Consider the following 26,800-nt stretch of genomic DNA (forward strand, 5'->3'; position numbering starts at 1 on the left):
GCCTCAGAAGCTGAATGTGACAGGAATGTGGGTCATCGGCTTGATGATCGGGTAGTCGTGGTGGATGAAGTAGCCGCCTGCGTCGTTCGCGTGGTCGACGCCTGACTTCTTGTCTGGCTCTCCATTCGGCGCCCATACCTGCTGTTCCAGGCCATCGGCATAAGTCGGGCAGCGCAGCGGGTTGACCAGGTAGCGCCGTTCGCCATTGGCGTTGCAGAACATCGCATTCATGGCGTTGATGCGGTCTTTTACCGGCGGGTTTGCATCCGGCGCGATGACGCTGAATCCCGCTTGGCGCAGGATGGCAATGTCTGTCTCGCTGGCATTTACCGACTTGCGGGAGCCACCCGAGGCATCCGGATAGATCCGAATCTCGCAGGTTTTTTCGTAGTCCTTGCCGCTGTAGCGCCAGTAGCGCTCCTTGATGCGCCGGATCATGTCCGGGGTGTCAAAGCCATCGATCAGCTCGTCGACCGCCCGAGGCTTCCCATCTGCGCGTTTGACATGCGTGATCGCCGCCATCTTGCCGACGTTGAAGTCCATGCCGATGAACAGCGGCTCGCCTGGCTCCACCGCATCGAAGCAGCCATTCATCTTCCGGTCGTACGCGTGGTAGATCGACCCGGCATTCAGGTTGACGAACTGCCCGTTGAGGTAGGCCAGGATCAGCTGCGGCGGGTAAGACTCCATCAAGGATGGGATGTAATCGGGCGGCAGGTTCAACTCGTTGTCGAACGTGCTGGCCTGCACCAGGCCGTACATGCCTTGCAGCGAAGGCTTCTCGCGCAGTTGCTTCACGAACTGCTGGTAGACGAACTTGAACCCTTCAGGGGTCGTGGTCACGTCTACGCCGTTCTTCAGCCCCTGTTCGTTGTAGCGCATACGGGCAATGATCTTGCGCCAGGCGTGCTCAGCCTTGAGCGCGGGTAAGACGTCCAGCTCATCCACCAGCGCGTGGCCAATCTTGAAGCCTACGATTGTCTGGGGTTTTTCCATCGAGCGGCAGATGGTCGTGCTGCGGTACTGGCCACCGCTGTAGAACTCGACTTCCTTGTCGCTTTCCTTCGTCTTGACCTTCAGGCCCCAGTCGAAAGCCACTTCCTCAATCGTCGGGAAGAAGATGTCGCGGATCTGCGGATAGGTAGGAGCGAAGTACCCCGAGTTGATACGAGGCCATTCCCATACGTGCTTGCAGATGCCTGCGCAGCCTACCCACGTTTTCCCCGAGCCAAACCCAGCGACAAAGCCGCGAAACTTGTTCTCCATCTGGAGGAATTTTGCCTGCGGGACGTTAAGCGTCGGCATCAAGCTTCCTCGCGTCCACCACGTCTACCTGCACTCGGGTGGGCGGGAGGTTGTCGTGAGGGTTTTCGTTTTTGGTTTGGCGATTGACATAGACATCGCCGACTTCCTTCGCTGCCTGCTCCAGCAACTGGGCAGTCAGCGCCATGTTCTTCATGTTCTCGGCCTTCTCGGCCATGCGCCCCAAGGTGCGAAGTCGATACGCTCGGTTGGCGATCGGGATCTCTGCCGTCTCTTCGCGGAACCTCTTGCGGGTGTCGTTGAACAGCGTCTGCCACTTCACGTGCAGGTTGCGTCCAACGTACTTGGTTGGGTCGTATGCCTCGCACTGTTGGCGGGTGACTTCGAGCCCGAATCTTTCTTTGACGGACACCACCACTTGCGATGGCGTGTCAAAGCAGGCGAGAGCCTGTACAACAAAGGCTTTCACCTCGTCTCTGAGTGCGGCCATAAGTGGGCATCCGTCAAAGTACTGTCAAAGTCAGGCCGACTTGAGCAGACAGGTTCCGCAGGCCCTCGATATGTTCAATTTCCCCACCTCAGCAGGATTGTTTGCAGCGTCCACCAGCTCTTGCACTTGAGGGCTCGCCCCATACCGACGCACTACACCGACGAACTCTTCAACGTCGTGTCCGCGCATCTCAAGCTTGGGCAATCCTTCCTGGGTGAACTTGGGTGCGCCGTACTGATCGGTCGCTTGGGCGATGTGGTACAGCTCATGTTCGACCAGTGCGCAGAAGTCAGCGTCGGAACAGTCGGCGCAGTAATCGGCAGCCAGCGTGATGATGTAGGCCGGCACGTCGCCGAACCAATCCAGCATCTGCTGCTCCATCCGAGCCTTCTGCCAACCACCGGCGCGGAACGCTACCTGTTCGGCTTGACCGACTACCGTGCGCCCCTTCTTCGTGAAGGCCGCAGACGCCCACATGACTCGCACGTCCGCATCGATCAGATGGGCATGGTCTTCGTTGTGGATGCTGCCAGTGTCGGCGAGGATTTCGGTTTGGAGCCACTCCCACACCTCAGGCGCAGGGAGCAGGCGAATACCGAAGCTGGATAGCTCTGACAGGTCGAGCAGTGACTCCGGAGGCATCGGCCTGTTCATGACTCACCTTGAGCTTGAAATGACGGCTGGCTGCCGGTATTGATGGCCACCAACCCAATAGAAGGAACTCAATATGGATATCGCGTACATCGTTCAGCGGAAGCCACAGGTCAGAGCTATCGTGCAAGGGAAGCGGCAAGGTCACCCAGTTGATCCGCTGCCCCTGCCTGCATACTGCTTCAAAGCGGTAGACACCAGGACGGGGGATTACCTTGGCGAATTCGATACCGAAGCCGATGCTCAAGCCCTATGCGATCAGCTAAATGCTCAACTGCCACAAAATCAGATTCTGTGAGAAGTGTTGCGACACGATTTGCACTCTCGCGAAACGTGTCGCGACCTACTTGCTCTGGCTGCGCTTGATCTGCGCGTCCACCTGGTCCGCGCAGGTGTCGAGCAGGTTGATGGCTTGATTCTTCAGTTCCCACAGCTGGCCGTTGTCGGCGAGGTCTTCATCGGCCACTCGCTCACATGGCACCAGCTCAGGGGGCTCGACTCTTACCGCCGCTGTCTTTGTTACCACTGCCGGCTTTCCCGCGCAGGCCGTCAGGCAGAGGCTGAGCAGCCCAATCACGAACAGGCTTGCTGTTGCGTTTGAGTTCTTCAAAGTTCTTCTCCGCCTTTCTGGCTTTGGCCTGACTGGCCTGCAACCGCTTGTTCAAGTCTTTCTGGTAATCGGCGTTGCGCTGGGCTTCGGCGCGCAGGGTGGTGATCGTGGCCTGGCTTTCGAGGTTGGCGTCGACCGCCTTCTTTTTCTCGCTGGCTTCGAATGCCACCTCCCCGCGAAGGGCGATGACGCGCGACTGCTGAATCCCAACGAGGAGCAGGCCGACCAAGGCGATGATGATTGCAGCAGCAAAGGCCTTCATGCGGCATCCGCCTTGCGACCGAGGAAGCGGGTCACCAGCTCGCGGATGGCTGTCACGCCGAGGAACCCAATAGTCCCTCCAGCAGCAACCGACAGACTGGGCGGCCAGGCCATCCACTCGATCACGCTGGACGCAACAAGGCTCAGCGATCCACAGATCAGCGATTCGAAAAGGATCCGACGCTTACTGGTTTCCTTCGCGTCGTACATCACGCGAAGCAACGATACGGTGATGGCCATGATTGCGCCCTGCCAGAGCGGATTGCTCAACGCCAGCCAGATCTTGGCCCAGGTGTCTGGCTTATCAGGCATGGTAGGCATCCGAGTTGCCTCCCCCATGGGGAGATTAGATTGATCGGTCTATGCAGATATTTGCAGGGAAGCCGAATTAAGAATTTCCGCTTTCGAACACGAAGAGAAATAAACATAAGTGTTTACACTGAACACTTATGTATATAAACTGACTCCATCAACACACAAAGGAGGGTTGATGAAGTACAGCGAGTTCAGAAGATGGTTGGAGGCCCGAGGGGTCGAGTTTTCGAAGTCAGCAAAAGGCAGCCACTTCAAGATTCGCTACAAGGACCGACAAACGATCTTTCCAAGCCACGGATCGAAAGAAATAGGTGAAGGGCTTCGGAAAGAGATAATCAAACAACTAGGCCTCAAATGAGGCCCCAACTCATCTGCTCGCGACAAGTCAGCTCTAAACAGAGGAAATTTATGTACAACTACAAAATCGTCGCTCACGAAGAGTCCGATCATTTCTGGTCGACATGCCCAGACATCCCAGAAGCTCATAGCGCAGGGGATACGCTGGAGGAGCTGCTGGAAAATGCTGCCGAGGGGCTTACCTTGGCGCTCTCGATTTACGTGGATCAAAAGCGTGAAATTCCTCACGCGTCCGGACAAGGCGATCACCACGTACGGCTTTCGGCCGTCACGCTGGCAAAAATCATCCTCTGGAATCAGTTGATCCACACCGGAAAATCAAAAGCAGACCTGGCTGCGATGCTGGGTATATCTCCTACCGCAGCCGCTCGGCTTGTTGATTTCGAGCACACGTCGAAGATGGAAAGCTTGGAGGACGCTCTCGATCAGTTCGGCCTTCGACTGCAGATCGTAAAGGAGCATGCATTTGCCGCGGGCACCGGGCGACCTCCGAGAGGTTTGGCTCCGAGGCCCTGAATAGGTGCGCTCGTCTTTCCGAGCTGTCTGCCAAAGGCCTTCTCAACGTCGACGCCCATTTGCATCGATCTCGCTGATCCAGTCTCGCGCCACCCTGCAGCATTGTTAGGTCAGGGCGGGCGGGCTGCCGGTGTTGATTCCGTACGTCGCACTTTCCGGCTTATCGACGTCCAGGCTTTCCCGAAGGACTGTCCTGGCTACAGGTAAATTCAAGAGCAGGCATCAGAGAAACGTTTCGGCGCGAGCTACACTTCACAACAAAGTCAATTGAGGTGACATATGCGACCGACACCGAACTCAGTGTGCAGAACCTGCAGGCGCCCTAGCTCGGGATTCTCGAACGATAACTGCTTGGCAGATATTGGAGGGGGCAAGCGTTGCGGCGCCGCCCTTCACACCATTGGCCCTGATGATCTTCATCCATGCACAAGATGTTCAGGATCGGGCCGCGAGGGGCGTCTCATTTGTCCTGCATGTGCGGGATTCGGAGAAGAGTACCGGCCTTAAATGAAAAAACCCGGCGCGGTGGCCGGGTTTCGTTTGTCACTCCTCGATACGCGCAGGAATGACAGGATGGGATTAATTTCGCTCATTCGCTCACTGATGTCAACAGGCAATCACGCAGCTTGTTCAATCAACAAACCTTCGCCTCCGAGAATGTCGGCGGCGTGTGCCAGAGCCTCATTGACCAGGTCGTCGGCAGCCTTTCCGATATCCTGACGCCACCGGCGGCGAGTCGACTCCGGAGTGCCGTCGTTGTCCCAGGTGTTCATGTCGTAAAAGCTGTCCTTGAGCACGATCATGTCGGCCGATCGGGAACCGTCACGCTTGACCTTCGCCCGACCGGCCGCCAACGCAGCCTTCACCACGGCCTCACGGCGCCATTCAGGCGCATCGATTGGGATCTCGACTGACACGGACGTCGCCACCTTCGGCCGCGCTCCTTTCAACTGCGGGATAGCCCATGCGGTGCTGGCCTTGAACAGAAACAGCTTCGGCGCCGGCGTGTTGATCTGGGTTTGCAGTGCAGCAATGGCTTGCACCTTGCGCCCCTTGTGCGTGCTGTACTTCGCCACCAGCGCATCCCAGTGCTTTTGCTCAAGCGCGCTGTGCAGCCGGGCAGATACCCAGCAGTCCACCTGAGTGCGGTCGATGGTGTCAGCACCGCGGGAGCGGACCAATGTCGCCAGATCGCCGCCCTCCTCCTCATCGGCAGAGTTGTAAAGCTTCTGCCACGCCTGCTTACTGGTGTTGTCGATGGCCTCGGCCGCGAGAGCGGAGACAACTGCGTTTAGAACGCTTGGATAGATCATGCTGTAACCCCCGGCTTACGAAATGCGAGCGTGAGAATGAAGAACGTGGCCATAAAGCTCGACACCGCCAGGATCGTGTGACCGGTTGAGATGACCGCGTAGAGACTGAAGGCCGAACTGGGAATGCTGATCCAAATCCGAGATCGGATTTCCGCGGCAGCCTCATCCTTGACGGCACCGCAAACCAAGGCCAGCCAGGCGAGCCCACTCATCACGCACATCACGTAAAAAGCGAATTGGTGAAGCGATTCGCCCCCGAAAAGCAAACCGCAACTGAGTGCGACACTGATTACTGTGGAGATAATTTTCTTGATCATGCTGCAGCCCTCTTCAGTTCGCGGGTCTTGGCTCGATATTCGGCCTTGATGGTTTTGATTTCTTCGACGGTGTGCTTGCGGGGCTCATGAGGCCCTTCAAGCCATGCCACGCTTTCGGCGCCGATGCGCAGCACCAATCGGATGCGGTACTCGACCGCGTTGCCGGACAGGTTGCGATTGCACTTCACGCACTGGCGGTGGATGTTCAGCGGCTCGAAGCGCAGCTCAGGACAGGCACCGACGGATCGGTAGTGGCCAGCGTCCCAGCGACTGCCCGTCATTAGGTCGTTGTCGTTCGGCATCGAGTCGCAGCTGATGCATGGCAGGTGCGCGTCACGTAGGCGGACGTACTCGTTGATCGCAGCCTGGGCTTCGCGGAGGTGGTCAGCTCTGGTCTTCAGTTTCTCCTTGCGAACCCTGATCTCGCGGCGACCAATCTGGGCCAACGCCTTGCCGGCCTTCGCCTGATTGACTTCCTTGATGGCCAGACCGCACTTGTAGCCACATACAGCCTGCCCGAGTCGCTGCGGGACGAATGAGTCCCCGCACGCTGGGTTTTTGCACTTCTTCGGCTTGGGCGCCTTCGATTCCTTGATGGCTACGCGCATGGCTCGGCCTCCTTGGCTTTCTGCTGCTCTGGGGTGAAGTCGCCGCTCAGCGGCATCAACTGCGACGGCTTATAAAATCCATAACCCTCCCCTTCTCCACGCCCGGCGACCCAGCCGTCGTAGGGGGCGATCCAGATATTCCCACCCGGTTCCTCTGCCTTTTGGTCCTCACGCAAAAAGACAATCAGTTCAACTTGGGACATAGCAGGAAACCGGTATTTGGTTGCTAGGGTCAGCGCCAGGTCGCCCGGCTTAAAGTTATTGGTCATAGCGGCCGTCCCAGTGATCAGTTGCGCTCCACTTCACGTCATGCTCGGCGCCGAAGGCATGCATCAGCTCGAACAGATCGCTGAACCACTTCTGCGATTGCTTGCGAGTCGATACGGCCATCACCACGAATCCACCGTCGAGGCCAGGTTCCGCGCGCTGCTTCTCCAGCGAGGCACTGAAAAGGCACTTCCAGTCTTCACTTGTCAGCTTCTTGCCGTGCCAGATCACTTGCTCGGATACGTCCTTGAGCATTGCCCACATCTTTCGGTTGCAGACGTCCGGGCGCTTCTCGTCGCGGATCACCACAACCTTCGGTTTGCTCAGGTCGATGGTGTGCAGGACGCCGGCCAACCGGTTGACGTCGCGCTGGTCGCGGAGCGTGTATTCGGGGTTCATGGCGTCACCTTCAAGCGCAGCGCCTCGTTCTCTTCCTGAAGCTGGCCAGCGCCGCGCTGCAATGCCTCCACCTGTCCGCGCAGCGCTGCGTTTTCCGCGATGACGTGGCTGAACTGGGTGGCGATGTGTTCTTCCAGCGATACCTGGTCACGCTGCCAGTCGATTTCGTCGTGGTAGTAACCGAAGCGCTCGCAGAGGCTGCGATGGAAGTTTTTTAAACCAGATCTGAGCTGATCACGCTCCCCTTCCAAAAGATTTGCTCGGCCAGTAGCAAGGCCGGCAGATTTGCTCTCGGAGGTGATTACCTCATCGGCTTTGGCACAGACCGATGCAAGTCGCTCATTATCGGAAACCAGAGCAGCAATCGTTTCAATTGAGCAAACATCAAAAAGCGCATCAACCGCGTCTCTGAACTCGCGCGGGCCGGCACATTTTTCAGCGAGGCATGCGTCGAGTAGCTGTTTCAGTTCGGTGTAGTCGGTCATGTCCTTTGCTCCGTGTTCTTCCTGCCAAACTTGGCCAGCAGCTGCGCCCGCGCCGCGGCGCCGGTGGTTGGGACGCCCTGAGTGGCTAGCAATCGGGCTTGGCGTTGGCCGGCAAATTCCTCAGCCAGTTCCAGTTCGCTCTTCTGGCTGTCGTGCCCAATGCCCGCGGCGATCTTCCCGTCCAGCGGTTGGTTGGTCTGGGCGCGGTGCAGGATCACTTCGTAGTTGCGGTCGAATCTGGCGCGCAGGCCCTTGTCTTCCTGCTTTGCTGCGCGCAGGTCGAATAGGCCCGTCGCTTCCGACGCGAGCTTCACCGCTTCATGGCTGTAGGTGCCCATCAGCGCTTCGAGCCAGGCATCGGCCGGCGCAGGCATGCCGAAATCTTCCGGGCTCGGCACGCACATAGCGATGAACTCACCAACGCTCGGCGCGAAAGGCTTCTTGAGCTTGCGGCACTTCTGGATACCGAACTCAATCTGCAACAGAGTACGAATGCCGGCTTCAGCAAACTCCTTGATCCATTCGGCCTTGGCGGCGTCCAGCGCTTCAGTGGACGGCCACGCCTGACGCCACGCCGGAAAGATCCCGCGCAGGCGGCGGAACAGGTCGTTCACCACTTCTGCGGTCTGCGGAGTCACCTGGAGCGGCTGAGCGTGAACGGCTGGCGGAAGGTTGCCCATGGTCGCCATCAGTTGGTTGGCTGGCTTCATGGGCTCACCACAAGCCCTTCGGCCCAGGCGTTGCTGTCGAAGTCAGGCTCGGCAGATGGGCGACGATCAGGGAAGCGGTGCACATTGCTTGCAGTGGCCGTGTCGCGCTTCACCCACTTCACCAGCAGGCTGACCCAAGACGCCTCTGTCTCGATGCGGCCGGATGCCGAGTAATGGCAGACGAACGCAGCGGTAGCTTCATTGGTGAACGTGTCGACAGGGATTGCCATGCGAAAGGCGTAGGCCTTCAAGGTCTTGTGATCAGGTTTCCAGTCGAGGGTCATTTCCCGTGGCGACTTTGGGTCAACTGGCTCCGGATCAACTGGTGCAAATTCTGCACTGGTTGGATCAGTCGAATTTTCACCGCTCGCGTGTAGAGAGTTGTGTTGATCTTCTCCTATTCCCTTCCCTTCCCTTCCGGGGTCTACCGGTCGACGATCAGTCGACGACTCCTCGGCGAATTGTTGGCGAATGTTCTCCGACTGGTCGTCGAATTCAGACGGAGGGCCGGGGTATTTGAAGTTCTTTTTTTCGATCTTCTGGTGCTTCCAGCCGCGGACATGGAAGTAGTTTTTCCCGGTCACCCAGTAGCTCTGGATCAGCTCGGCGCCTTCCAGCTCACCTAGGAGATTGCTCACCTCTTCGGTGGTGATGTCGTCACCGGGGAACACCAAGGCCTTGATGGTTCGCGGCGCCAGCGGGTGGTTGCCGCCGTCATCGCAGAAATTCCACAGGCCAATGAATAGCAGCCGAGCCATCGGGCGGCAGGACATGACCTGCTCGCTCGACCAGAACTCGGGCTTGACGGTACGGATACGAGCCATCATGGACGTCCTTTGCCGATAAGCACGGCAAGCTCAAGGAAGCGATCGACGTACCAGTGAGGTTGCGTCTCGCGCGGGCATTGAGGGCTGGTGAGGTTCTTGCCGTACTTGAGGCCCTTTTCAGTCACGGACCAGAAGTCGACCATCTCGTGTTTGGAGTTCTTGCGCTGGAGCTGCTTGAGGAAGCCGTGGTCGGCCAGCGCACGATTGAAAGCAGCCGGCGCGCAACGGATGCCGCTGTCCTTCAGCAGCGCTGTAGCTGACTTCGTCGGCATCGAAGATCCGCCAGCTGCATCAGGCGCAGCATCGACGGCATACCCGGGCAGGAACTTGGCATCAAGTCCGTTGTTGGCGGCGATCTGGGCGAGCATCATCATCTTGCTGGACGCTGCCGGTTTGAGCAGGCGATCGAAACATTCGAGGATTGCCAGCTCGCCGACGATCTTCGAGTTGTTCGGCGCAGGCACGGAGTATTGGCCAGTCTTGCGAATGCTCGGCAGCACCTGGCCAACTACCCACTCTTCGAATTGCTCGGCGGCCGGCAGCTTCGACTTCATCACCAGTCGATAGAGGTCGCGCTCGGGGATAATCTGCACTGCACGGACCTGACCTCCCATTTCGGTATGGCAGGTGCTCACGGCCTTGCAGTGGGTGTTGATGGCTTTCGATGTGTTGGCATAACCGAGGGCGTCTGCAACATCCTTGGCAATGAACAGTGGCTCACCGTTTCCATCGTCGATCACACGAACCAGTAGTCCGTGGAAGCTGAGCTGAGTTGGAGTACGCGACACGTTTTCACCGTTGCCAAATTGTGTCGCGACACTGGCCGGGGTATTGATCGTTTGGATTGATTGGTGCATGATCCGCTCCAGTTGTTACTGCTGTTGAAAAAGCCACCCTCGTCCGGTGGTTTTTTTATGCCTGTTGAAAAGTGGGCCCTTCTTCAGGCCCTGTGTGAGGGCCTCACCTATCCGGTAGAGGGCCTCTTAAGTCCCACCAGCGTCAGGACTGGTGCTTTGTGCCTGCCAACGAAGACCGTTGCTCCCGAGGTGATCGCCTCGAGAAGAATCTCGTTTACCGCCTCTTCAAACGTCCACCCTCTTGCCTCCATGAGTTGGTGAACTTTGGCGCGGGTCTCTGGCGGCACGTTTTCTTCTGTGAACTGCATTCGTGCCCTCCTGAGGGCCTCTAGCCCGCGATATTCTTGAGGTCCTTAAGGTCCTCGGGCATGAGTGCTTCGATTGCGCCATTGACTGCTGCCCACTCCAACATCTCGAACAGGTAGGTCGCGTACTCCCGACGACTTTTGTCGGCGGCACGCTGCAGCTGTCGGTCGAGCAATGGATACAGACGGATCTTCCTGGCGATGTCTCGGCGCTGGTTGAGGGGGTCTTTGAAGCCCATACGGGGATTGCTCCTTGGTGATTGAAATTGGTTATGCGGCGGATTTCTGGGACGGGAACGGACGCTGCTCTTGTGCCGACAAACTGCCGTCGTCTTCGAGGGTCACGTACACATCACGGCCTACGCGGATCGCCTTGCTGAGGGCGCCCTGCGTACAGCCGAGCAGCTGCGCGGCCTTTGTATGGCCGTGTTCTTTGGCAAATTCGGTGAGTGGGATTCGGCGCATTGCGGCGTCCTCTGCGTAGATTTCGCCACAAGTATGACCGCCGGTATTGTTAACAGTCAATACCGGCGATATTGGTTAAGTAAATACCGTGGGTAATAACATCACTCCATGAAAAAAGACTCCCGACGGCTACCGCTATCAGACTGGCAGCTGCAAGACAGCGCCCGACTGAAATCTCTCTTCCAAGCAAAACGCGGGGAGCTGAAGCTAACTCAAGAAAAACTCGCAGCCGAACTCGGTGATGGCGTTACCCAAGGCGCCGTGAGCCATTTCATGAATGGGCGCACCGCGCTCAGCGTCAACGCTGCGGTGGTTTTTGCGAAAGCGCTGCAGGTCCCTGTGTCGGATATAAGTCCAACACTTGCCGCTCAGATCGAGAAGATGGCAGCTTCGCTTCCGGATATGCGCCCTACTCATCGAGAGACAGACGACATTCGCGTACCGGCGAGGAGCTTCGATCTCCGAAATGAGCCGGCCTACACAGGCGTATTGCAGCTCACCGCACGCGGTTCGACCGGTGAAGGCGACGACAACCCTCACGTAGAGATTCGTGGCGTCATGGCGTTCAAGTCGTCTTGGCTGCGCGCGAACAACCTGAACCAGCGACACCTGGACGTCATTTACGCGAACGGTCACAGCATGGAGCCCACCATCAACGATGGCGACGTGCTGCTGGTGGATGAGTCAAAGATCGAACCGAAAGACGGTCAGATCTTCGCCATGCAAAGTGCCACCAAAGGCACGATCGTGAAGCGCCTGGTGAAATCAGACATCGATGGCTGGATCATCCGTAGCGACAACTCGGATAAGGCGCGCTACGGCGACGAGATTTTGCGAGACGGCGAGATAAACGAAGTACGGATCATCGGTCGCGTCGTATGGCGCGGCGGGATGTTGTAGGAATTAACAGAACTCATTGCACATGGAGAATAGCGTGGCCGACACCGAAAAATTTATGGATATGGGAAACGTTCATGAAATGGATTATTGGTGTGAGCCAAGGGAGTTGTTTGCATTCCTCGACATAATCTCTCCTGCCAAAGGCTCCAGATTTCCTTGCCCCGTCTGCTCGAGTACAAAATGGGGATGCTCTACGGTTGATGCTCCCGACCAAGAAGGAATCGTCAGAACAGTCGTTGCACCCTGCCAAATGCCCTTGAAGCTGCACCAGAACAAAACTGTTTCTATGCAAGGCAAGGAACTCCCCAACTACCATTACGCATTAGTGTGTTTGACCTGCACCAACACTTTGTTTTTCAACGCGGCGATGGTTCAAGCAAAGATCAAACTGATTCAGGGATCGAGTGATGGCGAGTGAGCGCCTGTTCCATGACTACCATTTACCAGGGGGCATCAATATCACCCCTAACCCATCTGATCCGAGAACACCGCTGATCGACCAAGCAGATCTCGTAGGTCCTCCAGATGCGGTCTTCAAGCGATTGGATTTTGAGCGAATTCTTCAGCAGTACAGAGATATTCCGACAACGTCTGGCTGGTTTTCCCACCTACCCAGCTACCAGAAGTCTGCTGAAGATCGCTACGCTACATTACTGCTCCATGCAGGCGAAGCAGTGCAAGCAAACGACTTCATCTACGGAGAGTCGAAACAATCTGATGCTTTGGCGGCAGATGACAACCATCAAAAGGCTGCCCATACTGAAGCCATGAATGACATTACACGTGAAGAGCTCAGCGCTAATCTCTCTGCCATTGAAGAGCGGATGGATAAGCGTGTCGAGCGAATGGAACAGGACTCTGCTAGGCGTTCTGACGACCTACGTCGCGAAATGCGACTCCGCGAAAGGTCCGCACGGAGGGAATCGATAGCGACCAAAGAAGCATTAAAAGCGCATATCGAGTCCAACGATAAGGCTGTTGCGTCGACACTTGCGGCTCTTGAGCGGACTGAAAAGGAGTTTGGCTCGGTGAAGCAAGCCAATAAAGAACAGCGCTATTGGATGGCCGGTATCGGTGTGGCAATCGTGCTAGGAATCATGGGCGCAAACGCTACTATTTTCGGGGGCGGAAAAACCTTCTTTGATGGCGGTGCGAACTCTGTGACTAACCAGCAACAGGTCGAAAAGCTTATCCAAGAAGCTAAATCACAGTCAGATGCCAACAGCGCTCTACTGAAACAGATGCAAGCTCAACAAAAAAGCCTTGCGGCACCAACTCAGGCGCCTCCACCCGCCCCTCCCAAGTGATACGCCCGGCCTAGCGCCGGGCTTTTTGTTTCTGCCCTCCCCGATCTGAACCGCAGCCCGCCACTGAGCGGGCTTTTTCATGCCTTTTACAAAATACATGACCGGCGGTATTGACCACATACAATACCGGAGGTATTGTTCACCCATCGCAGCGACACACAGCCACTGCGAAGGGCCTCAAGAGACCCGCCGCTCTTTCACAATTTGGAATCTTCGCGGATCGATCCCCGGAAACGGGCATAGCGCGAAACACAAACTTCGATCTCCATGCAGGCTCTGGAACCTGCCGGACTCCCCATATGGGAGTACGCCAAACCATGCAAGCCAGCCGGCGAATAACACCGAACATGAAATGTGTGACGCCGGCCAGGTGGGGAAACCGCGGCGACGAGCATGGGATGGAAATCGAACCCGGGCAATTTTTGCCCTAGTTCAAAACAGATTTCACTGGCTGGCCTTGGCGACAGGGCCAGACGGGAAATCAACCAGGTGCAGAGCGATGTGCCACGAGACTAAGCGATGCAGCACCTGCAAGGTGGATAAAAGCCTTGCTGAGTTCCACCGAAATAAGGCGCGAAAAGGCGGTGTCGCCTCCGAGTGCAAATCATGCTGGAGACAGGGAAGGACAGATCTAGGAAGACAGCAGAAGGTCGAGCGGAAAGAAAGGCTTGAGTCATTCAGAGAGCTTGAATATCGGCTCTGCCGGGTTTGCAGCGCGCAGAAATCCAAGACCGAATTTCTTACCCTGGCTGGAAATGAGCGCGACCATAGAAGCACCTGCAATACCTGCATGAATTCAAAGCGCAGGCCTAGATCGACCAAGACAAAATCTCGACTTCGAGCGGGCCTATCCTCCTCGTATGTTCGCGGCCTTCTATCTAGAGGGGCTGCTAGTGCAGCAGATATCCCGGAATCGTTGGTGGCAGTTAAAGCCCTTCAAATCCAGATAATTCGATTGGCAAAGGACATAGAAAATGAAAAACGCTGAAGCACTGCGGAAAAATCTGGCCGATGTTTTTCGCCAACTACAAGCCGGTGAAATCAACGCCAAAGACGCCTCCGAGTTGGCAAACCTAGGCGGAAAGATGATCAACAGTGCCAAGGTTCAGGTTGAGTATTACGCGCTTCGCAAAGAGGCGCCGAAAATTGCTTGGCTTGAGCAGGACGCCGAATAGAACAACCAGCGCCACGACAGCCCTGTCGTTAACTGCCCGATCCTCTCTATGAGAGCGCATCGGAGGTGACCTTCAGTCCCGAAAGGGTCTAAGGGCGTCGAGCTGAAAGGTCATGCCCTGCGAGCCGAAAGGCTGACACATGCGGCGGGGTTCCGAGCCCTTAAATGGGAGTTCATAGGAAAGGCGGACCTGGCCTCAGCACTGAAGATCACCTCCGATGCGGACGAAACTGCGGCCTATAACCGCCCACCTGCATCAAATCCCAGAATCGGTTGTTATCGAGCGCTGGCGAACTGAACACGGCCGTGGAACTCGGCGCCGGAGACGTGACCGGCAAGCAGATGCGGCGTTGAAAGCTGGGTTGAACGCTTCGGCGGCCCTAGAGAAACGCAGGTTAATACGGCGCCAGATAATGCTGGCTGCCCCTCCGAGCGGTCGTCCCGAAAGGGTCCGCTCTCGCCGGATTCGCGCCCGGCCATCTGCACCCATTCAATAGGTGGCCACTGCCTGCCCAGTGAGCGAGCGATAGGAGCTACCGCCATGAAGTAGATCAACGATTAACCCGCGTGGCGCAGCAAGCCTGAAGGCTGCGCCTAACACTCATTACAGGCAGCGGACAGTAGGTCGTCGATGTCACCGCGCATCGGCCGGGTTTCCGGCAGGCCACCCCATCGCACGAAGACAACTTGATGCTGTAAACCCAGGCCGTCGCCAGTAGCGGGCCTGGAACACTATTGATGTTACGGGGCCGGAGAGGCTTTAAGCTCGTCGTAATACGACTGGTAAATCTCATCTGATCTGCGGCAGCGCTCAACGTATTCCTGCGGCGTCATGCCAAGCCTGGCTGTCTCGGTACTGAGAAATCGCTCAAGAAACTCGTCGCCTTTCGGCATCTTTGTTGACTGCTGAAATGTGGCCATCTGCGTGATCATTACGCACCCTCCGGAGAACTTCGCGGTGATGAGCAACGCCAAAGCGCTGTCGCCACCATCCTCAGCAGCCAATGTGAACACTCCAGAGGTAAGCAGCGGAACGCAAAGAGCGATGCGAGAGAGTAAGGCCATTGAAATCACCAATTTCCTGTAACGCGAAAAGTGAGTGTAGCGGCAGTATTTCCAGCCGCGTTCCTACACCTCCGACACCACCCGAATGCACTCCCCTCCGCGCCCAACGGCAACCAGCGGAGCGGATGAGTGCATCCGAGTTTTGTTGGATCAACACCCGCCACCACGGAGGCGATCATGGCAACCAGCTATGCAGACAGTGCGCAGGCCCGAGAGTGGGACAGGCGCTATGACGATTGGGGGCGCCCGAAAGCGCCGAAGGTCGAAGACTTCCACGACTATGAAGCTGCTGAGCAGAAGCGCACGCACCGCCAAGCGCTGATGGCAGCTCAGGAGATAGTCGACCGCAAAGCGCGGGCCAAGCGAATCACGGCTGCACTGGTCGCTTACGGTGAATTCTGGGGGTTGAAATGAGCGCTCAGCAGGTCCCAGTGCCCCCCGGCCATACCGGTGCAGGCAATCACGATCTGGCCGTTGGGATGCTCGAAGGCTACATCAAAAGCATGTCCGACCCGGATTGCAGTGCAGTGGCCGTCCGGTCCTCAGCTAACACCGCTCTGATGATTTTCCGCGCGCTAAGCATTATCAGCGCGACAGAGGACGCTGATTACAGCGAACGACTGAACCATGCATACGAATTCCGAAAAGGGAGAGCCGCATGACAACGCCACCGGTAAAAACGCTGGCCGATGAACAGCTCGACGACATAGAGCGCCGCATCGCCATCCTCGGCTTCGGTCTCCCGTTCAACGAGGTGATAGGCCGCAAGCGCGAGGATCTGGTCGACAACCTCCCGCAGCGCCTGTCGGTGACCATGAAAGGCGGACGTATCGCTGTGAGGGTTCGACCATGAAGCTTGCCTACTGGATCCTAGCCTCCGTCCTCGTTGCCGGGATGGCCGCTTACACGACGGCACGCGATTCGTCTGGTGTCTGCGAAGTGCCGCACTCAACCACCTACCGGGTTTTCCGGTGACCGGCCTTCAGCGAGCGCGCCGGCTGCTGATTCGGCGCGGCTCATTCTCCGCCATCGGCGTTTACACCCTCTTGATGCTACTCAGCGCCCTCGCCGAACGCATCACGCAGTAGGCCCCCATGAATACATCACCCCGCTTGGCCGCCAAGTTCGACTGGATGACGGTCGGCGCATTCTCGCCCGAGCAGTTCAACGGCGAGCAGCGCAAAGAGTACGAAGACGAAGCCCGCCGCATTGAACAGCAGTGGGACAACCAACCGAACTGAGGAAACTCGCGATGTTCAAGAAAGCCGAACGCAAGCAGGCCAAGCTACGGCTGGCACTTGCCGGGCCATCTGGATCAGGAAAAACCTACTCCGCTCTTCTGCTCGCGCAGGGGATTGGCGGGCGAATCGCGGTGATCGACACCGAACATGGCAGCGCATCGCTGTACGCGGACATCGCAGACTTCGACACGGTCGAACTGCATGCGCCCTACTCGCCCGAGCGCTACGTCGAAGCCATCATCGCCGCCGAGCAAGCCGGTTACAACGTCCTGATCATCGACAGCTACTCCCATGAGTGGACCGGCTCCGGCGGATGCCTTGAGGCGAACGAGAAGCTTGCCCACCAGAAATTCAAAGGCAACACCTGGGCGGCGTGGAACGAGACGACGCCGCGCCACCGACGGCTGACCGACAAGATCCTGACCAGTTCGCTGCACATCATCTGCACCATGCGGAGCAAGACGGAAACGGTCCAGGGTGAAGGGAAAAAGATCCTCAAGCTGGGCATGAAGTCCGAGCAGCGCGACGGCACCGATTACGAGTTCACCGTGGTTCTGGACCTGACCCACGACGGTCATACCGCCATGGCAAGCAAGGATCGGACGAAGCTTTTCGAAGAACCTGAGCTGATCACTGCTGAGACAGGCCGGCGGTTGCTGGCCTGGCTGAACTCTGGTGTGAGCCCTGAAGAGCGCGCCAAGGAGCTGCTGGTGGATGCCCTGGCTGATATCGCCTCAGCCAAGGACATGGCTTCTTTGCAATCGGCATTCAATGCGGCCAAGGCGATTGCAGTCGGCTTCGATGATCTCGTTCAACAGGTCGTGACCGCCAAAGACAAGCGCAAAAACGAACTCTCCCCACAAAGGCAATCAGCATGACCGCATACATCTTCGACAGCGAAACAACCGGCTTGAACGAACCGCACCTGGTAGAGGCTGCGTGGCTGAAACTCAACAACTTGAGCAGTCTCGCTGTAACGGACTCGTTCCTGCACCGCTACAAGCCGGGCAAGCCGATTGAGTTGAGCGCGCTCGCCACCAGCCACATCCTCGACGAGGAATTAGCAGATTGCCCACCACACACCGATTTTGCTTTGCCGGGAGACGTCGTTTATCTGATCGGACATAACGTCGACTACGACTGGCGCGTGATCGGGGAGCCAGATGTGAAACGCATCTGCACCCAGGCCCTGAGCTCGAAGCTGTGGCCAAGCGCAGGCAGTCACACGCAGTCGGCAATGATCTACCTGCACTACCGCGCCGAAGCGACCGGCCTACTCCGCAACGCCCACGCAGCGCTCGACGACGTGAAGAACTGCCGCCTGCTGCTGGTGAAGATTCTCGATCAGCTCGCGGCTGAGCTCGGCCGACCGGTCAATGACTGGGAAGAGCTGTGGCAGATTTCCGAGGACGCCCGCATCCCTACTATCATCGGCTTCGGTAAACACAAAGGCACCGCCTTCGCTGACTTGCCGAGCGACTATCGGCGCTGGCTGTTGAATCAGCCGGACCTCGACCCATTCGTTCGTAAAGCGCTTTCGCGCTGATGGTGAATCATGATCAGTAACCACCTCAACGAGGTCGAGCGCCGGCGCCAAGACGCAAACGAGCTTTCCGCTCAGATTGCCCAGTACCTGGCCGCCGGCGGTAAGATCCATGAGCCGGAACCGGCGCCGATCAAGTTCACCAGCACCTCCGAGCGGAAGCATCCGCCAAGCTTTCAGCGAGCGAGGGTGAAGGACGAAACGACCGCTCGCGTTGCGCGAATCCGAGAAATGGCAAAGACGCTGACCCGGAACGAGATCTGCGAGCGGGAAGCAATAGCGCTGGCCACGCTGAAGGCGATCGCCTGCAAGCACGCCATCAAGTTCCAGGTTCGGCAGAAGATCGGCACCGCGCCAAACAAAGCGCCGCCAGATGTGGAAGCGCGATTGGTCGCTCAGATAAATGAATGCATCGCCGGCGGCATGAGCCGGAGCCAGTGCTGCAAGGCTCTGGCGATCAGTTACAACATGCTCGACCGGATCACCCGGGACAACGAGATCGACTTCCCAAAGCTGAAGCCTGCATTTCGATGAAACGAAGGCCCCAACAACGCAAACGACAGACCTGGCTGGACTTGTCGGCCAGCGGAATTGAAGAGGTAGGCCATGGCCGAAGTACAGGAGCCAACGAAGGAAGCGATCAAGCAAAAGAAAAAGCGCGAGAAGTCTGCAGCAAAAGACGCTGCTTTGGGCGTAGAGAAGTTTACGGTTGAAGTGGCCGGCGTGTTCAAGCCTGACCTCAAGAGGGTCATGGCAGCGCACGGCATCAACAATCAGCAGGACATTCACCAGCGGCTGCTGAAGAACCTGATCAGCGCGGACTTCGAAACGCAGGATTGGATGCTGAGGAATGTCACGACACCTTATGAGCCAAGCGAAAAGGTGTCGCGAGCATTTTACGAGAAGAGCATGGCCGAACTGGCGGCCGACCCCGGCGATGAGATCATCAAGCCGGGTAGTTACCGATGAGATAATTCAGTCTCGAAAGCCGCGTAACCTTACTGGGCCTTTGTGCTGATTAATAACTTTGGCTAACTCTTGAATCTTTTTCTTACGATCGCTGTATACCTCTTCAACGAGCAGATTCATAACCTCAAAAGCATCTTGAGCATCGGCGTGAGTAATCATCGACTTTGAATGACTACCATCATTTCCAAGCCAACGTATTGCATCCAGCAATGTACGTTCCGTCGAGTCTTCAGGTAACAACTTGATTCGATTCCCGAAGCTAATAAATTCTCCAGCTGTGGGTTCAGTGACACCCAGCGATGTGAGGACATCCTCGGCGGCAATTCGCAGCGTATTACACGACGCTGTCGGATGCGCATAAAAAAGCGCCGATGCAGCGTCAATATTTTCCTTTACTTCCTTTGGAGTCGCGGCAGGAAAATCGATGAACTTCAGTGGAGGGAAGAAATATTTAGGTCGATATTTCGCTACCCAGTAGCGTGACCAGTTTTCGTGCTCATCAACGTCATATTCTTCATCGAGGTAACCATCCCCGCTTACAAGTACGGTTTCCTGACAGCGACTGCACTCCAAGATCAGGCTGAAGACATACTCATCGTACTCAGGCTCCCAAGCATCAGTACCGCTATTTCTCTTAGTAACTCCATTGTTTTCGGAAACAAAGGTTTTCACTGACAGGTGTGACTGACCACATGATGGGCACGGATAATTGGGCACCTCTTCCTGTGTAAACTCTTTAACAAATACTTCTGCCTTCAAAGCCTTCTCCTTGATCCGGCTCCATGCCGGGCCGAACACAAATACCCCACTTCAACGAACTCTGCTAGCAGGCTCTGCGCTGGATAAGCCGGCCAGGTCTCGCCACCGCGCCAGTTCGGCGATCAGCTTAAGCCCATGGCGAACTTCAACCTCAAGCCTTTCATCAGGAAGGCTGAGCAGCCGCACAACCTCATCGCCGATCAGGCGCACCGCTTCCACATCGGTTTTCGTGCTCATCGCAATCACCGTCAGGTTTTGCTGAGTGCAAATCATCAACCCAATTCACGAATCACGCCAGCCGGCGAGGCAATCGGCTGTCTGGAGCAACTATGAATCCCTACCTGATCACCGGCCCGGCCCAGATCGGCATCAGCGGTGGCCGCACCAGCGGGCACATGGTCTACAAGATCCTCGAAGCACACGGCGGCACCCTCTCGTCTGATGTTCACCTTTTCTTCCAGAACACCGGCAAGGAGCGCGAGGAAACGCTGGTCTTCATCGATCAGATCGCCAAGCGCTGGAACGTGAACATCGTCTGGATGGAGTGGTGCCGCGTGTATGGCCAGCCCGATGACGCCCCGTGGTACAAGCTGGTGGACTTCGAAACGGCCAGCCGCAACGGCGAACCATTCACCATGATGCTCGAGTATTACGCCGCATACCGGAAGGCAGAGAAGAATCTGCCGCCGGTGCTGCCGAACTTCTCAAACAACATGTGCACCGCGTATCTGAAGGTGAAGATCGGCGAGAAGCACATGCGCGCCCTGGGCTACACCGAGTGGGACTGCGTCGTGGGGATCCGGTACGACGAGCCGAAACGCTACCACCGAATGATGGCCGCCAATGATCGCGGGGGCACCCGCTGGGACAATGTCTGCCCGTCCTACACCGCTGGTTTCACCAAGGAGGATGTCGGTGCGTTCTGGGCTGAGCAGCCGTTCGACCTCGGCATGGATTCAGACTTCGGAAACTGCGACCTGTGCTGGAAGAAGAACGAAGGCAAGCTGCTCAAGACCATCATGGATGATCCGTCGCGGGTTATCTGGTGGTCAGGCACCGAAGAGCGGTTCGGCCAGGTATTCCGACAGGATCGCGCCGATTACAAAACGATGGGCTGGTCTGCCGAGCAACGATCCCGGCAGACCGACTTCGATTTTGACTATCTCGCGGAAGATATTGACTGTTTCTGTGGGGACTAGCCTTTACTGAATGGCTACTCGTTTACAAATAGCATTATAGGAATCAGTGAAATAGCTTCGGTTGCTCAGCGACGGCTGCTGAAGCCTGTAATCAGCCGGGCGCAATGCCTTATCAATAGTAAATGTATCGAGGAATGCATCCGATTTCGCTATTAAAATTTCTGGTTGGCTGTAACCCTCGAATTGGCTGCCAGTGATGTCAATGAGTTCGCCATCAAGACTAAGCCAAATATGAGTCAACCACTCACGATTACGACCGCCGTAGGTCCCCGAAACCCGAGCCGCACCTGGAAAGCCATTATCGGTCAAGTAGGCAGCAAGAAGCATTGAAGAGTCGTCGCACGCCCCACGCGGAAAGTCCTCGTCGATGCATATGCCAAACCAGAACCCTTCAGACGCCAGCGACTGAATAGCAGATCGAAACTCAAAAACAAGATCACCCAACGACTTTTGCACACCGGTCCCCTCTCTCAAAGATTAGCGAATTTATCGTAAGGGAATCCCCATGCCCACAGAAAACCGTATCGACTGTCCAGCCCTGCACAAGCGCAGCAAAAGCTACCCGTTCGGCGAGCGCGTGCCGCGCACGGTGAGGATGTTCACGACCGTCGTGGCTGATCCAATGCCGGGAATTGCGTCAGCGCTCCTGCAGGGTGATGGCCCGATCTGCCCTGAAGGTCAAATCTTTCCCGTATGGACCAACAGCCACGGCGCGGTGGCGGCTGTTCTGCCAGATGACAGGCGCCTTGGCCTTCGCCCGGCAGAGTTCGAGGTCGACACCTGGCACGACCTCTCGCCGGCGCCAGCAGCGTCAGGGGTAACGCTTCAAGCCGACCGAGCCAACCGCCTGTACCTAGCCGGGCCGATGACGGGCATCGAGGACTTCAACTACCCCGCCTTCAATTCCATGGCTGACCGGTTGCGAACTGCGGGCTACGAAGTCGAGAACCCGGCCGACCACGGCACCGTCGAGGGCGCGGTATGGGCGGACTATATGGCCTATGACCTGACTCGGCTTGGCCTGTGCGGAATGATCGCGCTGCTGCCGGGTTGGGATTTGTCGCAGGGTGCCAGGCTTGAAGTGATGATCGCCGAACACCTCGGCATGCGCGTCGTGAACGCCCATGATCTGGTATCGACTATGAATCGGAAGTAACAGGCCAAGGTCCTACATGAACAGGTTTTCCATTGTTTAGTCGGCCGCCTACTGGCACAAAAGGAAGCTCCACTTTCCATTTTATTTTTGAAAGCAGCTCGTAATAAAACGGTTCGGCTAGTTTTCCATGGACAGCATGGCAGCACACGTAAGCAACGACATCCGCAAGCTGGAGAAGCTCAAGGAACGGCCCACCAATGTTCGACTCTATTTTATATACCTCGTTGGGAGCTGCTCCTATCTCCGAAAAACCGCCAGTTAGATAATGGGCCTGCTGCTTGGCGCCGCCCCAAAAATCGACTTTTGAGTTATCAGGAGATGTATATATTTCGCACTGTGCTGCAATCGGCCCTTCTGACCCATCAGGGTTAATAGCGAAGCATATATTTGCAAGTAAACCGAGTACACCCTTTGGGTCATAACGAGTATTAAGCATGAAATTAGGCATACCAGGATCGTTAGACCCTACTTCTATCCCGCGATCAAAGTATTCTTTAACATCTTCCGAGGCATGAGAATATCTAACCAAAACCTTATATTTATTTAAAATAGTAATAATGTTTCGAAAAATACTTTCAACATCAACCCTATTTAAGTGACTTAGCCCAAGCTTTTCCCTCTGCTGACCGCTGGTTAAATTCCGACAGTGTAGATCCACGCCCTTCGGAAATCCAAAGCGTTTCTTTACAAGCGACATCTCTCTAAGTATTGATTTTAATTTGGTTCGTTTAAAGAAAACGTAAGCGTATACAAGTTGACCCTTATATTGGCTGTCGTCACCAAATGCCATATATGGGGCACTAGTCGAGCTTCCGGTTACTACAGTAATTGTTTCCATTAGCTTGTTCCCCTTCCGTAGGCGGGCGATTTCGCTAACCCACACTACTCCAGCAATGTCCTTTAGGCCATCTACTGGAATTCCTCCCTTCAAAGTCAGCCGCTATAGCGGCAAGGACGAAGTCATGCCCAAACATAAGCCAGAGCTGGCCCCCCTCTTCAACGTGTTCGGCCTCAGCTCCAACCATGAACTGTCGACACTGCTGGCCAACATCGAAAACACCAAGCGCTTCTCCGATCTTCTGCACGATGTTGAGCTCGAGTTCTTCATGGTGCCGGGCGAACCGTCAGGCGATCCAGAAGACGAAGGTATGCCGGTTGATGCGGACTGCCTGGTCAATCGCTGGGGATCGAAGCCGGCCGATTACCTTGAACAGTTCAGGGTGGCGCTGCCGATTGCTGCGGCGAACTCGATTCCAGACTACGAAGCTCCGGCAACCGGCGAGAAATGGTCACTCACCGGTGAGAACGGTTCGTGGGATTACGATAGCCTCGATGAGTTGCTGAAGGATAACTACGGTCACGACAGCGACGGCGACGGACACCCGGCGAGTTTCAGTCTCGGGCTGTACGAAGGCGGCACGGTCTATCGCGGTACCGAGTGCAAAGATGACCCGGCTACGTTCCTGCCAGACCAAAGTGAATTGCTCGATCACATGAGTGAGCGTGCCTACGACAGCGATGCCGGCGAGTGGGCCGACAACTATCCGACGCTCGACGACGTAGCAAAGGTGGAGTTGGAGCGCGCAATGCGGCCTCTGATGGCCTGGGCGCGTAAGCACTGCCAGCCTGAGTTCTTCACGATCAAGGATATCGCTCCGCATATCGTTACCACCGAGGATGTCAGTCGGAGCAAGAAGCCATGATGCTCAAAGCAGCAGCCATAAGCGCCTACCTCTGGGGCTTGATCTTCCTCTCTGTTGCAGCGGTGACCTCATGAGCGACCATTCAAAACTCAAAGAGCTGGCTGAAGGCTGCCGCGACGAGGTCATCCGTTCGGACGGCTGGGCGGGCATGATCGAGGATGCCGGCTTGTTGCACCGTGACGAGCAGTTTCTCAAGGAGTGTACGCCCGAGGCGGTGCTGGCCCTGATCGCCGAGAACGAAGCGCTGCGCCAAGACCGCGACGGCCTACTCGAAGCAGGAGCGCACCTACTATGATCCTCGCCACCCTGTTCATGCTCCAGCACATCTACCGAGGGCCGTGGCGATGAACCATCAACCCAAAGGTGGCATGTGCGCCACCTGTGACCACGCCCACCGCAATTGCAGCCATCTTCCCTTCAGCACCATGCCGCCGCTTTCGAACGACGGCCAGACCGTAATAGTCCGCTGCACTGACTTCCAGCGCCGCGCTCAGCAGTAACCCCTCCCCCAACTCAACAGCCTGCCGGTGTAAGGCGGGCGAGGTATTCGTATGTCCGCACTGAACCGCTTCCACGAAACTGCGAGCGATGCGTTGGAGAAGATCAGCGCCAGCCTTCCTGAAGGCGCAAAGCTCTGCCTGACCATCTACACCCCCGAAAAACCAGAACTCGACATCGTTCTGCAGGACAAAGGACTCGACCTGAACGAGGTGGTTTCCACCCTGCGCCGGCGTGGCCTGAGCATCGACGGCGACAACGCCTACAAGCGCGACCTGCTGGACGCAGTGGTCGGAGCGCTGGCTCTGGGTGCTCAGAACAACAACCCGCCACCGGCTGGACACTGGGGCCAGCGATTCTGGGATCTCGGCCGGGAGGAACGCGGGCTGCACGAAGAGCTGGTCGCGGCACTAAAGCTCAACCGCGAGAACCTGCGCGCCTGCCAAGCGACCATCCACCTGTGCGGCGGCTTCGACCCTGCCTATGTGAACGATGCCCAGGCTGCCATGAAGGTCGCCGACGCAGTTCTGGCCAAGCTCGGCGCATAACCCATCACCACCTTCTGCCGCCACGCGCGGCATGGAGCATCACCATGGCAGTAGCAGAAAAAATTGATCGCTTCCTGCGCCTCGACGAGGTGCTTCACACTACCGGCCTCGGTCGTAATACGGTTTATCGCCGGATCAGGGAAGGCACATTCCCAAAACAGGTTAGAATAGGCCCCAACTCAGTTGCCTGGCGTCAGTCTGCGATCTCGCAGTGGATGCTCGATTTGAACCCCAGCAACGACCATTCAGTACATTGATCAGTACACCAGAGACTGACAACCTACCAGAACCCTCTGAAATCAAGCCCTACAGGTCATACCGTGGAAATCTTCAAGGAATTTACATTCGAATCCGCCCACCGCCTGCCGCACGTCCCGGACGGCCACAAGTGCGGGCGTCTGCATGGCCACTCGTTCAAAGTGGCGCTTCACCTCAGCGGTGACCTCGATCCGCACACCGGCTGGATCCGCGACTTCTCCGAGATCAAGGCGATTTTCAAGCCTCTGTACGAGCGTCTGGATCACAACTACCTGAACGATATTCCCGGTCTGGAAAACCCGACCAGCGAAGTGTTGGCCAAATTCATCTGGAATGAAATGAAGCCACTGCTGCCGGAGCTCAGCGCGATCCGCATTCATGAAACGTGCACCAGCGGTTGCATCTATCGCGGCGAATGATCCAACACAGATCCCCCTGTAGGAGCTGCCGCAGGCTGCGATCTTTTGACTTTGATTGTTAGAACCAAGATCAAAAGATCGCAGCCTTCGGCAGCTCCTACAGGGGATTTGTGTTTATTCAGGGAAATAGAGAACAGCCGCCCCGGCTGTTTTTTTACGCCTATGCTTCTTGGCTCAAACCCGCCAAGAGGACAGGCCCATGACGGACTGGCTGCTCGATCAGGTCTTTGATTTCCATGGCCGACAGGTACGTCATGCCGTGCGCGGCGACGGCCCGCCGCTGGTGTTTGTGCATGGCACGCCCTTCTCTTCCTACGTGTGGCACCGCATTGCGCCGCATTTTTTCGCCACGCACCGGGTGCACTATTTCGATTTGCTCGGCTACGGGCGCTCCGAGCAACCTGATGCGGATGTGTCCCTCGGCATACAAAACCAACTCCTCGCGCAATTGCTTGAGCACTGGAATATCCAACGTCCCGACATGGTCGCCCATGACTTCGGCGGCGCCACCGCGTTGCGCACGCATCTGCTCGATGGCAAGGACTACCGCAGCCTGACGCTGATCGATCCGGTGGCGCTGGCGCCCTGGGGTTCGCCGTTTGTGCAGCATGTACGCCTGCATGAAGCAGCCTTCAGCGGACTGCCCGATTACATTCAGCGCGCCATCGTGCCGACCTATATTCGCGGGGCGATTCACCGCGAGATTCCCGATGATGAATTGGCGCCCTACGTGCAGCCCTGGCTCGGCGATCCGGGCCAAGCGGCGTTCTATCGGCAGATCGCGCAGATGGATGAGCGCTATACCCGTGAAGCTGAAAGTTTGTACTCGGCGATCCGTTGCCCGGTGCAGATTCTCTGGGGTGAAGAGGATCAGTGGATCCCGATAGAACGTGGGCTCGCGTTACACAACATGATCCCCGGCTCACAATTCCACCCAATCGCCAACGCCGGCCACCTCGTCCAGGAAGACGCCCCTGAAGCCATTATCGCCGCCCTGCTGCGATTTCTCTGAGCCCAGTAATTCCCCTGTAGGAGCTGCCGAAGG

45 protein-coding genes are annotated in these 26,800 nt (G+C 56.8%); 22 read left to right on the forward strand and 23 right to left on the reverse strand.

The window, feature by feature from the left end; translation table 11 throughout:
- Nucleotides 1-3 precede the first annotated feature (3 nt).
- Genes ACA061_RS17430 through ACA061_RS17440 form a run of 3 tightly spaced genes read right to left on the reverse strand, consistent with a single transcriptional unit; the run spans nt 4 to nt 2,407 of the window.
- Nucleotides 4-1,305 (reverse strand): terminase large subunit domain-containing protein, encoded by a 1,302-nt coding sequence (locus tag ACA061_RS17430; RefSeq protein WP_497299721.1) that lies wholly within the window; start codon nt 1,303-1,305, stop codon nt 4-6.
- Nucleotides 1,292-1,753 carry a DUF2280 domain-containing protein gene (locus ACA061_RS17435; protein WP_497299722.1) on the reverse strand — a complete coding sequence of 154 codons (462 nt, stop codon included), beginning with the start codon at nt 1,751-1,753 and terminating at the stop codon, nt 1,292-1,294. The genes ACA061_RS17430 and ACA061_RS17435 overlap by 14 nt, the downstream gene beginning before the upstream one ends.
- Before the next feature lie 30 nt (nt 1,754-1,783).
- The gene (locus tag ACA061_RS17440; protein WP_497299723.1) at nt 1,784-2,407 is read right to left on the reverse strand and encodes a putative metallopeptidase; all 624 of its coding nucleotides are present in this window, start codon (nt 2,405-2,407) and stop codon (nt 1,784-1,786) included.
- A gap of 73 nt (nt 2,408-2,480) precedes the next feature.
- Here ACA061_RS17440 and ACA061_RS17445 point away from each other — a divergent pair, with 73 nt between their 5' ends.
- Nucleotides 2,481-2,702 carry a hypothetical protein gene (locus tag ACA061_RS17445; RefSeq protein ID WP_497299724.1) on the forward strand — a complete coding sequence of 74 codons (222 nt, stop codon included), beginning with the start codon at nt 2,481-2,483 and terminating at the stop codon, nt 2,700-2,702.
- Nucleotides 2,703-2,747: 45 nt separating this feature from the next.
- Here ACA061_RS17445 and ACA061_RS17450 read toward each other — a convergent pair whose 3' ends face one another.
- The 3 genes from ACA061_RS17450 to ACA061_RS17460 are packed head-to-tail and all read right to left on the reverse strand — an operon-like array spanning nt 2,748 to nt 3,596.
- Nucleotides 2,748-2,930, reverse strand: coding sequence for a hypothetical protein (locus ACA061_RS17450; protein ID WP_047297581.1), 183 nt, complete (start codon nt 2,928-2,930; stop codon nt 2,748-2,750).
- Nucleotides 2,890-3,276 carry a hypothetical protein gene (locus ACA061_RS17455; protein WP_497299725.1) on the reverse strand — a complete coding sequence of 129 codons (387 nt, stop codon included), beginning with the start codon at nt 3,274-3,276 and terminating at the stop codon, nt 2,890-2,892. The genes ACA061_RS17450 and ACA061_RS17455 overlap by 41 nt, the downstream gene beginning before the upstream one ends.
- Nucleotides 3,273-3,596 carry a phage holin, lambda family gene (locus ACA061_RS17460; protein WP_497299726.1) on the reverse strand — a complete coding sequence of 108 codons (324 nt, stop codon included), beginning with the start codon at nt 3,594-3,596 and terminating at the stop codon, nt 3,273-3,275. Before ACA061_RS17460 ends, ACA061_RS17455 begins: the two co-directional genes overlap by 4 nt.
- A gap of 169 nt (nt 3,597-3,765) precedes the next feature.
- Between ACA061_RS17460 and ACA061_RS17465 the strand changes: the two genes are divergently transcribed.
- Together ACA061_RS17465 and ACA061_RS17470 are read left to right on the forward strand one after the other, a co-directional pair.
- A complete protein-coding gene (locus tag ACA061_RS17465) occupies nt 3,766-3,948 on the forward strand; it encodes a type II toxin-antitoxin system HicA family toxin (protein ID WP_083352061.1) in 183 nt (60 codons plus the stop codon).
- A 50-nt stretch (nt 3,949-3,998) separates the two neighbouring features.
- Nucleotides 3,999-4,463: a type II toxin-antitoxin system HicB family antitoxin gene (locus ACA061_RS17470; RefSeq protein WP_497299727.1), complete on the forward strand. Its 465-nt coding sequence runs from the start codon at nt 3,999-4,001 to the stop codon at nt 4,461-4,463.
- 617 nt (nt 4,464-5,080) lie between these two features.
- Here ACA061_RS17470 and ACA061_RS17475 read toward each other — a convergent pair.
- The 12 genes from ACA061_RS17475 to ACA061_RS17530 form a co-directional block, all read right to left on the reverse strand.
- Nucleotides 5,081-5,776 carry a hypothetical protein gene (locus ACA061_RS17475; protein WP_497299728.1) on the reverse strand — a complete coding sequence of 232 codons (696 nt, stop codon included), beginning with the start codon at nt 5,774-5,776 and terminating at the stop codon, nt 5,081-5,083.
- Nucleotides 5,773-6,093 carry a hypothetical protein gene (locus ACA061_RS17480; RefSeq protein ID WP_497299729.1) on the reverse strand — a complete coding sequence of 107 codons (321 nt, stop codon included), beginning with the start codon at nt 6,091-6,093 and terminating at the stop codon, nt 5,773-5,775. The genes ACA061_RS17475 and ACA061_RS17480 overlap by 4 nt, the downstream gene beginning before the upstream one ends.
- Nucleotides 6,090-6,701, reverse strand: coding sequence for a recombination protein NinG (locus tag ACA061_RS17485; RefSeq protein WP_497299730.1), 612 nt, complete (start codon nt 6,699-6,701; stop codon nt 6,090-6,092). Before ACA061_RS17485 ends, ACA061_RS17480 begins: the two co-directional genes overlap by 4 nt.
- Entirely contained in the window at nt 6,692-6,970 is a 279-nt protein-coding gene (locus ACA061_RS17490) for a hypothetical protein (RefSeq protein ID WP_047304388.1), read from the reverse strand. The genes ACA061_RS17485 and ACA061_RS17490 overlap by 10 nt, the downstream gene beginning before the upstream one ends.
- Nucleotides 6,960-7,367, reverse strand: a complete 408-nt coding sequence (locus ACA061_RS17495) for a recombination protein NinB (protein ID WP_497299731.1) — start codon at nt 7,365-7,367, stop codon at nt 6,960-6,962. The genes ACA061_RS17490 and ACA061_RS17495 overlap by 11 nt, the downstream gene beginning before the upstream one ends.
- A complete protein-coding gene (locus ACA061_RS17500) occupies nt 7,364-7,852 on the reverse strand; it encodes a hypothetical protein (protein WP_497299732.1) in 489 nt (162 codons plus the stop codon). The genes ACA061_RS17495 and ACA061_RS17500 overlap by 4 nt, the downstream gene beginning before the upstream one ends.
- Nucleotides 7,849-8,562, reverse strand: coding sequence for a replication protein P (locus ACA061_RS17505; protein ID WP_497299733.1), 714 nt, complete (start codon nt 8,560-8,562; stop codon nt 7,849-7,851). The genes ACA061_RS17500 and ACA061_RS17505 overlap by 4 nt, the downstream gene beginning before the upstream one ends.
- A complete protein-coding gene (locus ACA061_RS17510; protein ID WP_497299734.1) occupies nt 8,559-9,386 on the reverse strand; it encodes a DnaT-like ssDNA-binding domain-containing protein in 828 nt (275 codons plus the stop codon). The genes ACA061_RS17505 and ACA061_RS17510 overlap by 4 nt, the downstream gene beginning before the upstream one ends.
- Nucleotides 9,386-10,246: a BRO-N domain-containing protein gene (locus ACA061_RS17515; protein WP_497299735.1), complete on the reverse strand. Its 861-nt coding sequence runs from the start codon at nt 10,244-10,246 to the stop codon at nt 9,386-9,388. The genes ACA061_RS17510 and ACA061_RS17515 overlap by 1 nt, the downstream gene beginning before the upstream one ends.
- 107 nt (nt 10,247-10,353) lie before the next feature.
- Nucleotides 10,354-10,554: a hypothetical protein gene (locus tag ACA061_RS17520; RefSeq protein ID WP_083352050.1), complete on the reverse strand. Its 201-nt coding sequence runs from the start codon at nt 10,552-10,554 to the stop codon at nt 10,354-10,356.
- A gap of 20 nt (nt 10,555-10,574) precedes the next feature.
- Nucleotides 10,575-10,790 carry a hypothetical protein gene (locus ACA061_RS17525; RefSeq protein ID WP_064588254.1) on the reverse strand — a complete coding sequence of 72 codons (216 nt, stop codon included), beginning with the start codon at nt 10,788-10,790 and terminating at the stop codon, nt 10,575-10,577.
- Between the two features lie 31 nt (nt 10,791-10,821).
- Nucleotides 10,822-11,016 carry a Cro/CI family transcriptional regulator gene (locus tag ACA061_RS17530; RefSeq protein ID WP_028236757.1) on the reverse strand — a complete coding sequence of 65 codons (195 nt, stop codon included), beginning with the start codon at nt 11,014-11,016 and terminating at the stop codon, nt 10,822-10,824.
- Between the two features lie 108 nt (nt 11,017-11,124).
- Here ACA061_RS17530 and ACA061_RS17535 point away from each other — a divergent pair, with 108 nt between their 5' ends.
- The 4 genes from ACA061_RS17535 (at nt 11,125) to ACA061_RS17550 (ending at nt 14,398) form a co-directional block, all read left to right on the forward strand.
- Complete coding sequence (locus tag ACA061_RS17535; RefSeq protein ID WP_497299736.1) at nt 11,125-11,916, forward strand: LexA family transcriptional regulator; 792 nt, start codon at nt 11,125-11,127, stop codon at nt 11,914-11,916.
- A 34-nt stretch (nt 11,917-11,950) separates the two neighbouring features.
- Nucleotides 11,951-12,334: a hypothetical protein gene (locus ACA061_RS17540; RefSeq protein WP_497299737.1), complete on the forward strand. Its 384-nt coding sequence runs from the start codon at nt 11,951-11,953 to the stop codon at nt 12,332-12,334.
- Complete coding sequence (locus tag ACA061_RS17545; protein WP_497299738.1) at nt 12,324-13,223, forward strand: hypothetical protein; 900 nt, start codon at nt 12,324-12,326, stop codon at nt 13,221-13,223. Before ACA061_RS17540 ends, ACA061_RS17545 begins: the two co-directional genes overlap by 11 nt.
- Nucleotides 13,224-14,197: 974 nt before the next feature.
- Complete coding sequence (locus ACA061_RS17550; protein ID WP_221729462.1) at nt 14,198-14,398, forward strand: hypothetical protein; 201 nt, start codon at nt 14,198-14,200, stop codon at nt 14,396-14,398.
- A gap of 740 nt (nt 14,399-15,138) precedes the next feature.
- Here the strand turns inward: ACA061_RS17550 and ACA061_RS17555 are convergent.
- The gene (locus ACA061_RS17555; RefSeq protein WP_497299739.1) at nt 15,139-15,462 is read right to left on the reverse strand and encodes a hypothetical protein; all 324 of its coding nucleotides are present in this window, start codon (nt 15,460-15,462) and stop codon (nt 15,139-15,141) included.
- A 177-nt stretch (nt 15,463-15,639) separates the two neighbouring features.
- On the opposite strand from ACA061_RS17555, the gene ACA061_RS17560 reads away from it, so the two are divergent.
- From ACA061_RS17560 to ACA061_RS17590, 7 genes are all read left to right on the forward strand, one after another.
- Entirely contained in the window at nt 15,640-15,876 is a 237-nt protein-coding gene (locus ACA061_RS17560) for a hypothetical protein (RefSeq protein WP_150601480.1), read from the forward strand.
- Nucleotides 15,877-16,120: 244 nt separating this feature from the next.
- A complete protein-coding gene (locus ACA061_RS17565; RefSeq protein ID WP_497299740.1) occupies nt 16,121-16,315 on the forward strand; it encodes a hypothetical protein in 195 nt (64 codons plus the stop codon).
- 241 nt (nt 16,316-16,556) lie between these two features.
- The gene (locus ACA061_RS17570; RefSeq protein WP_497299741.1) at nt 16,557-16,703 is read left to right on the forward strand and encodes a hypothetical protein; all 147 of its coding nucleotides are present in this window, start codon (nt 16,557-16,559) and stop codon (nt 16,701-16,703) included.
- A gap of 11 nt (nt 16,704-16,714) precedes the next feature.
- The gene (locus tag ACA061_RS17575; RefSeq protein WP_497299742.1) at nt 16,715-17,581 is read left to right on the forward strand and encodes an ATP-binding protein; all 867 of its coding nucleotides are present in this window, start codon (nt 16,715-16,717) and stop codon (nt 17,579-17,581) included.
- Nucleotides 17,578-18,249: a 3'-5' exonuclease gene (locus ACA061_RS17580; protein ID WP_212809046.1), complete on the forward strand. Its 672-nt coding sequence runs from the start codon at nt 17,578-17,580 to the stop codon at nt 18,247-18,249. The genes ACA061_RS17575 and ACA061_RS17580 overlap by 4 nt, the downstream gene beginning before the upstream one ends.
- A 9-nt stretch (nt 18,250-18,258) precedes the next feature.
- Nucleotides 18,259-18,780 carry a hypothetical protein gene (locus ACA061_RS17585; RefSeq protein WP_497299743.1) on the forward strand — a complete coding sequence of 174 codons (522 nt, stop codon included), beginning with the start codon at nt 18,259-18,261 and terminating at the stop codon, nt 18,778-18,780.
- 72 nt (nt 18,781-18,852) lie between these two features.
- Nucleotides 18,853-19,215 (forward strand): hypothetical protein, encoded by a 363-nt coding sequence (locus ACA061_RS17590; protein ID WP_497299744.1) that lies wholly within the window; start codon nt 18,853-18,855, stop codon nt 19,213-19,215.
- A gap of 6 nt (nt 19,216-19,221) precedes the next feature.
- Here ACA061_RS17590 and ACA061_RS17595 read toward each other — a convergent pair whose 3' ends face one another.
- Nucleotides 19,222-19,974, reverse strand: a complete 753-nt coding sequence (locus ACA061_RS17595) for a DUF8608 domain-containing protein (protein WP_497299745.1) — start codon at nt 19,972-19,974, stop codon at nt 19,222-19,224.
- A 51-nt stretch (nt 19,975-20,025) separates the two neighbouring features.
- On the reverse strand, nt 20,026-20,211 hold the full coding sequence (locus ACA061_RS17600; protein ID WP_497299746.1) for a hypothetical protein: 186 nt from the start codon (nt 20,209-20,211) through the stop codon (nt 20,026-20,028).
- A 92-nt stretch (nt 20,212-20,303) separates the two neighbouring features.
- Here ACA061_RS17600 and ACA061_RS17605 point away from each other — a divergent pair, with 92 nt between their 5' ends.
- The gene (locus ACA061_RS17605) at nt 20,304-21,173 is read left to right on the forward strand and encodes an adenine nucleotide alpha hydrolase family protein (protein WP_497299747.1); all 870 of its coding nucleotides are present in this window, start codon (nt 20,304-20,306) and stop codon (nt 21,171-21,173) included.
- Between the two features lie 3 nt (nt 21,174-21,176).
- Here ACA061_RS17605 and ACA061_RS17610 read toward each other — a convergent pair whose 3' ends face one another.
- Complete coding sequence (locus ACA061_RS17610) at nt 21,177-21,629, reverse strand: hypothetical protein (RefSeq protein ID WP_497299748.1); 453 nt, start codon at nt 21,627-21,629, stop codon at nt 21,177-21,179.
- Nucleotides 21,630-21,678: 49 nt separating this feature from the next.
- On the opposite strand from ACA061_RS17610, the gene ACA061_RS17615 reads away from it, so the two are divergent.
- Nucleotides 21,679-22,329 carry a DUF4406 domain-containing protein gene (locus ACA061_RS17615; RefSeq protein WP_497299749.1) on the forward strand — a complete coding sequence of 217 codons (651 nt, stop codon included), beginning with the start codon at nt 21,679-21,681 and terminating at the stop codon, nt 22,327-22,329.
- On the opposite strand, the gene ACA061_RS17620 is transcribed toward ACA061_RS17615, so the two are convergent.
- Nucleotides 22,313-23,167: a hypothetical protein gene (locus ACA061_RS17620; protein ID WP_497299750.1), complete on the reverse strand. Its 855-nt coding sequence runs from the start codon at nt 23,165-23,167 to the stop codon at nt 22,313-22,315. The two genes, ACA061_RS17615 and ACA061_RS17620, sit on opposite strands and share 17 nt — an antisense overlap.
- Before the next feature lie 124 nt (nt 23,168-23,291).
- Here ACA061_RS17620 and ACA061_RS17625 point away from each other — a divergent pair, with 124 nt between their 5' ends.
- The 6 genes from ACA061_RS17625 (at nt 23,292) to ACA061_RS17650 (ending at nt 26,767) form a co-directional block, all read left to right on the forward strand.
- The gene (locus ACA061_RS17625; RefSeq protein ID WP_497299751.1) at nt 23,292-24,032 is read left to right on the forward strand and encodes a hypothetical protein; all 741 of its coding nucleotides are present in this window, start codon (nt 23,292-23,294) and stop codon (nt 24,030-24,032) included.
- Nucleotides 24,033-24,102: 70 nt separating this feature from the next.
- The gene (locus ACA061_RS17630) at nt 24,103-24,327 is read left to right on the forward strand and encodes a hypothetical protein (RefSeq protein ID WP_497299752.1); all 225 of its coding nucleotides are present in this window, start codon (nt 24,103-24,105) and stop codon (nt 24,325-24,327) included.
- A gap of 256 nt (nt 24,328-24,583) precedes the next feature.
- A complete protein-coding gene (locus ACA061_RS17635; RefSeq protein ID WP_497299753.1) occupies nt 24,584-25,078 on the forward strand; it encodes a hypothetical protein in 495 nt (164 codons plus the stop codon).
- A 44-nt stretch (nt 25,079-25,122) separates the two neighbouring features.
- Nucleotides 25,123-25,335, forward strand: coding sequence for a helix-turn-helix transcriptional regulator (locus tag ACA061_RS17640; protein ID WP_497299754.1), 213 nt, complete (start codon nt 25,123-25,125; stop codon nt 25,333-25,335).
- A 63-nt stretch (nt 25,336-25,398) separates the two neighbouring features.
- Nucleotides 25,399-25,755, forward strand: coding sequence for a 6-carboxytetrahydropterin synthase QueD (gene queD / locus ACA061_RS17645; protein ID WP_007915588.1), 357 nt, complete (start codon nt 25,399-25,401; stop codon nt 25,753-25,755).
- 199 nt (nt 25,756-25,954) lie between these two features.
- The gene (locus ACA061_RS17650) at nt 25,955-26,767 is read left to right on the forward strand and encodes an alpha/beta fold hydrolase (RefSeq protein ID WP_210553139.1); all 813 of its coding nucleotides are present in this window, start codon (nt 25,955-25,957) and stop codon (nt 26,765-26,767) included.
- The last annotated feature ends 33 nt before the right edge of the window (nt 26,768-26,800 follow it).

It is taken from the genome of Pseudomonas sp. LBUM1668, from assembly GCF_059695715.1.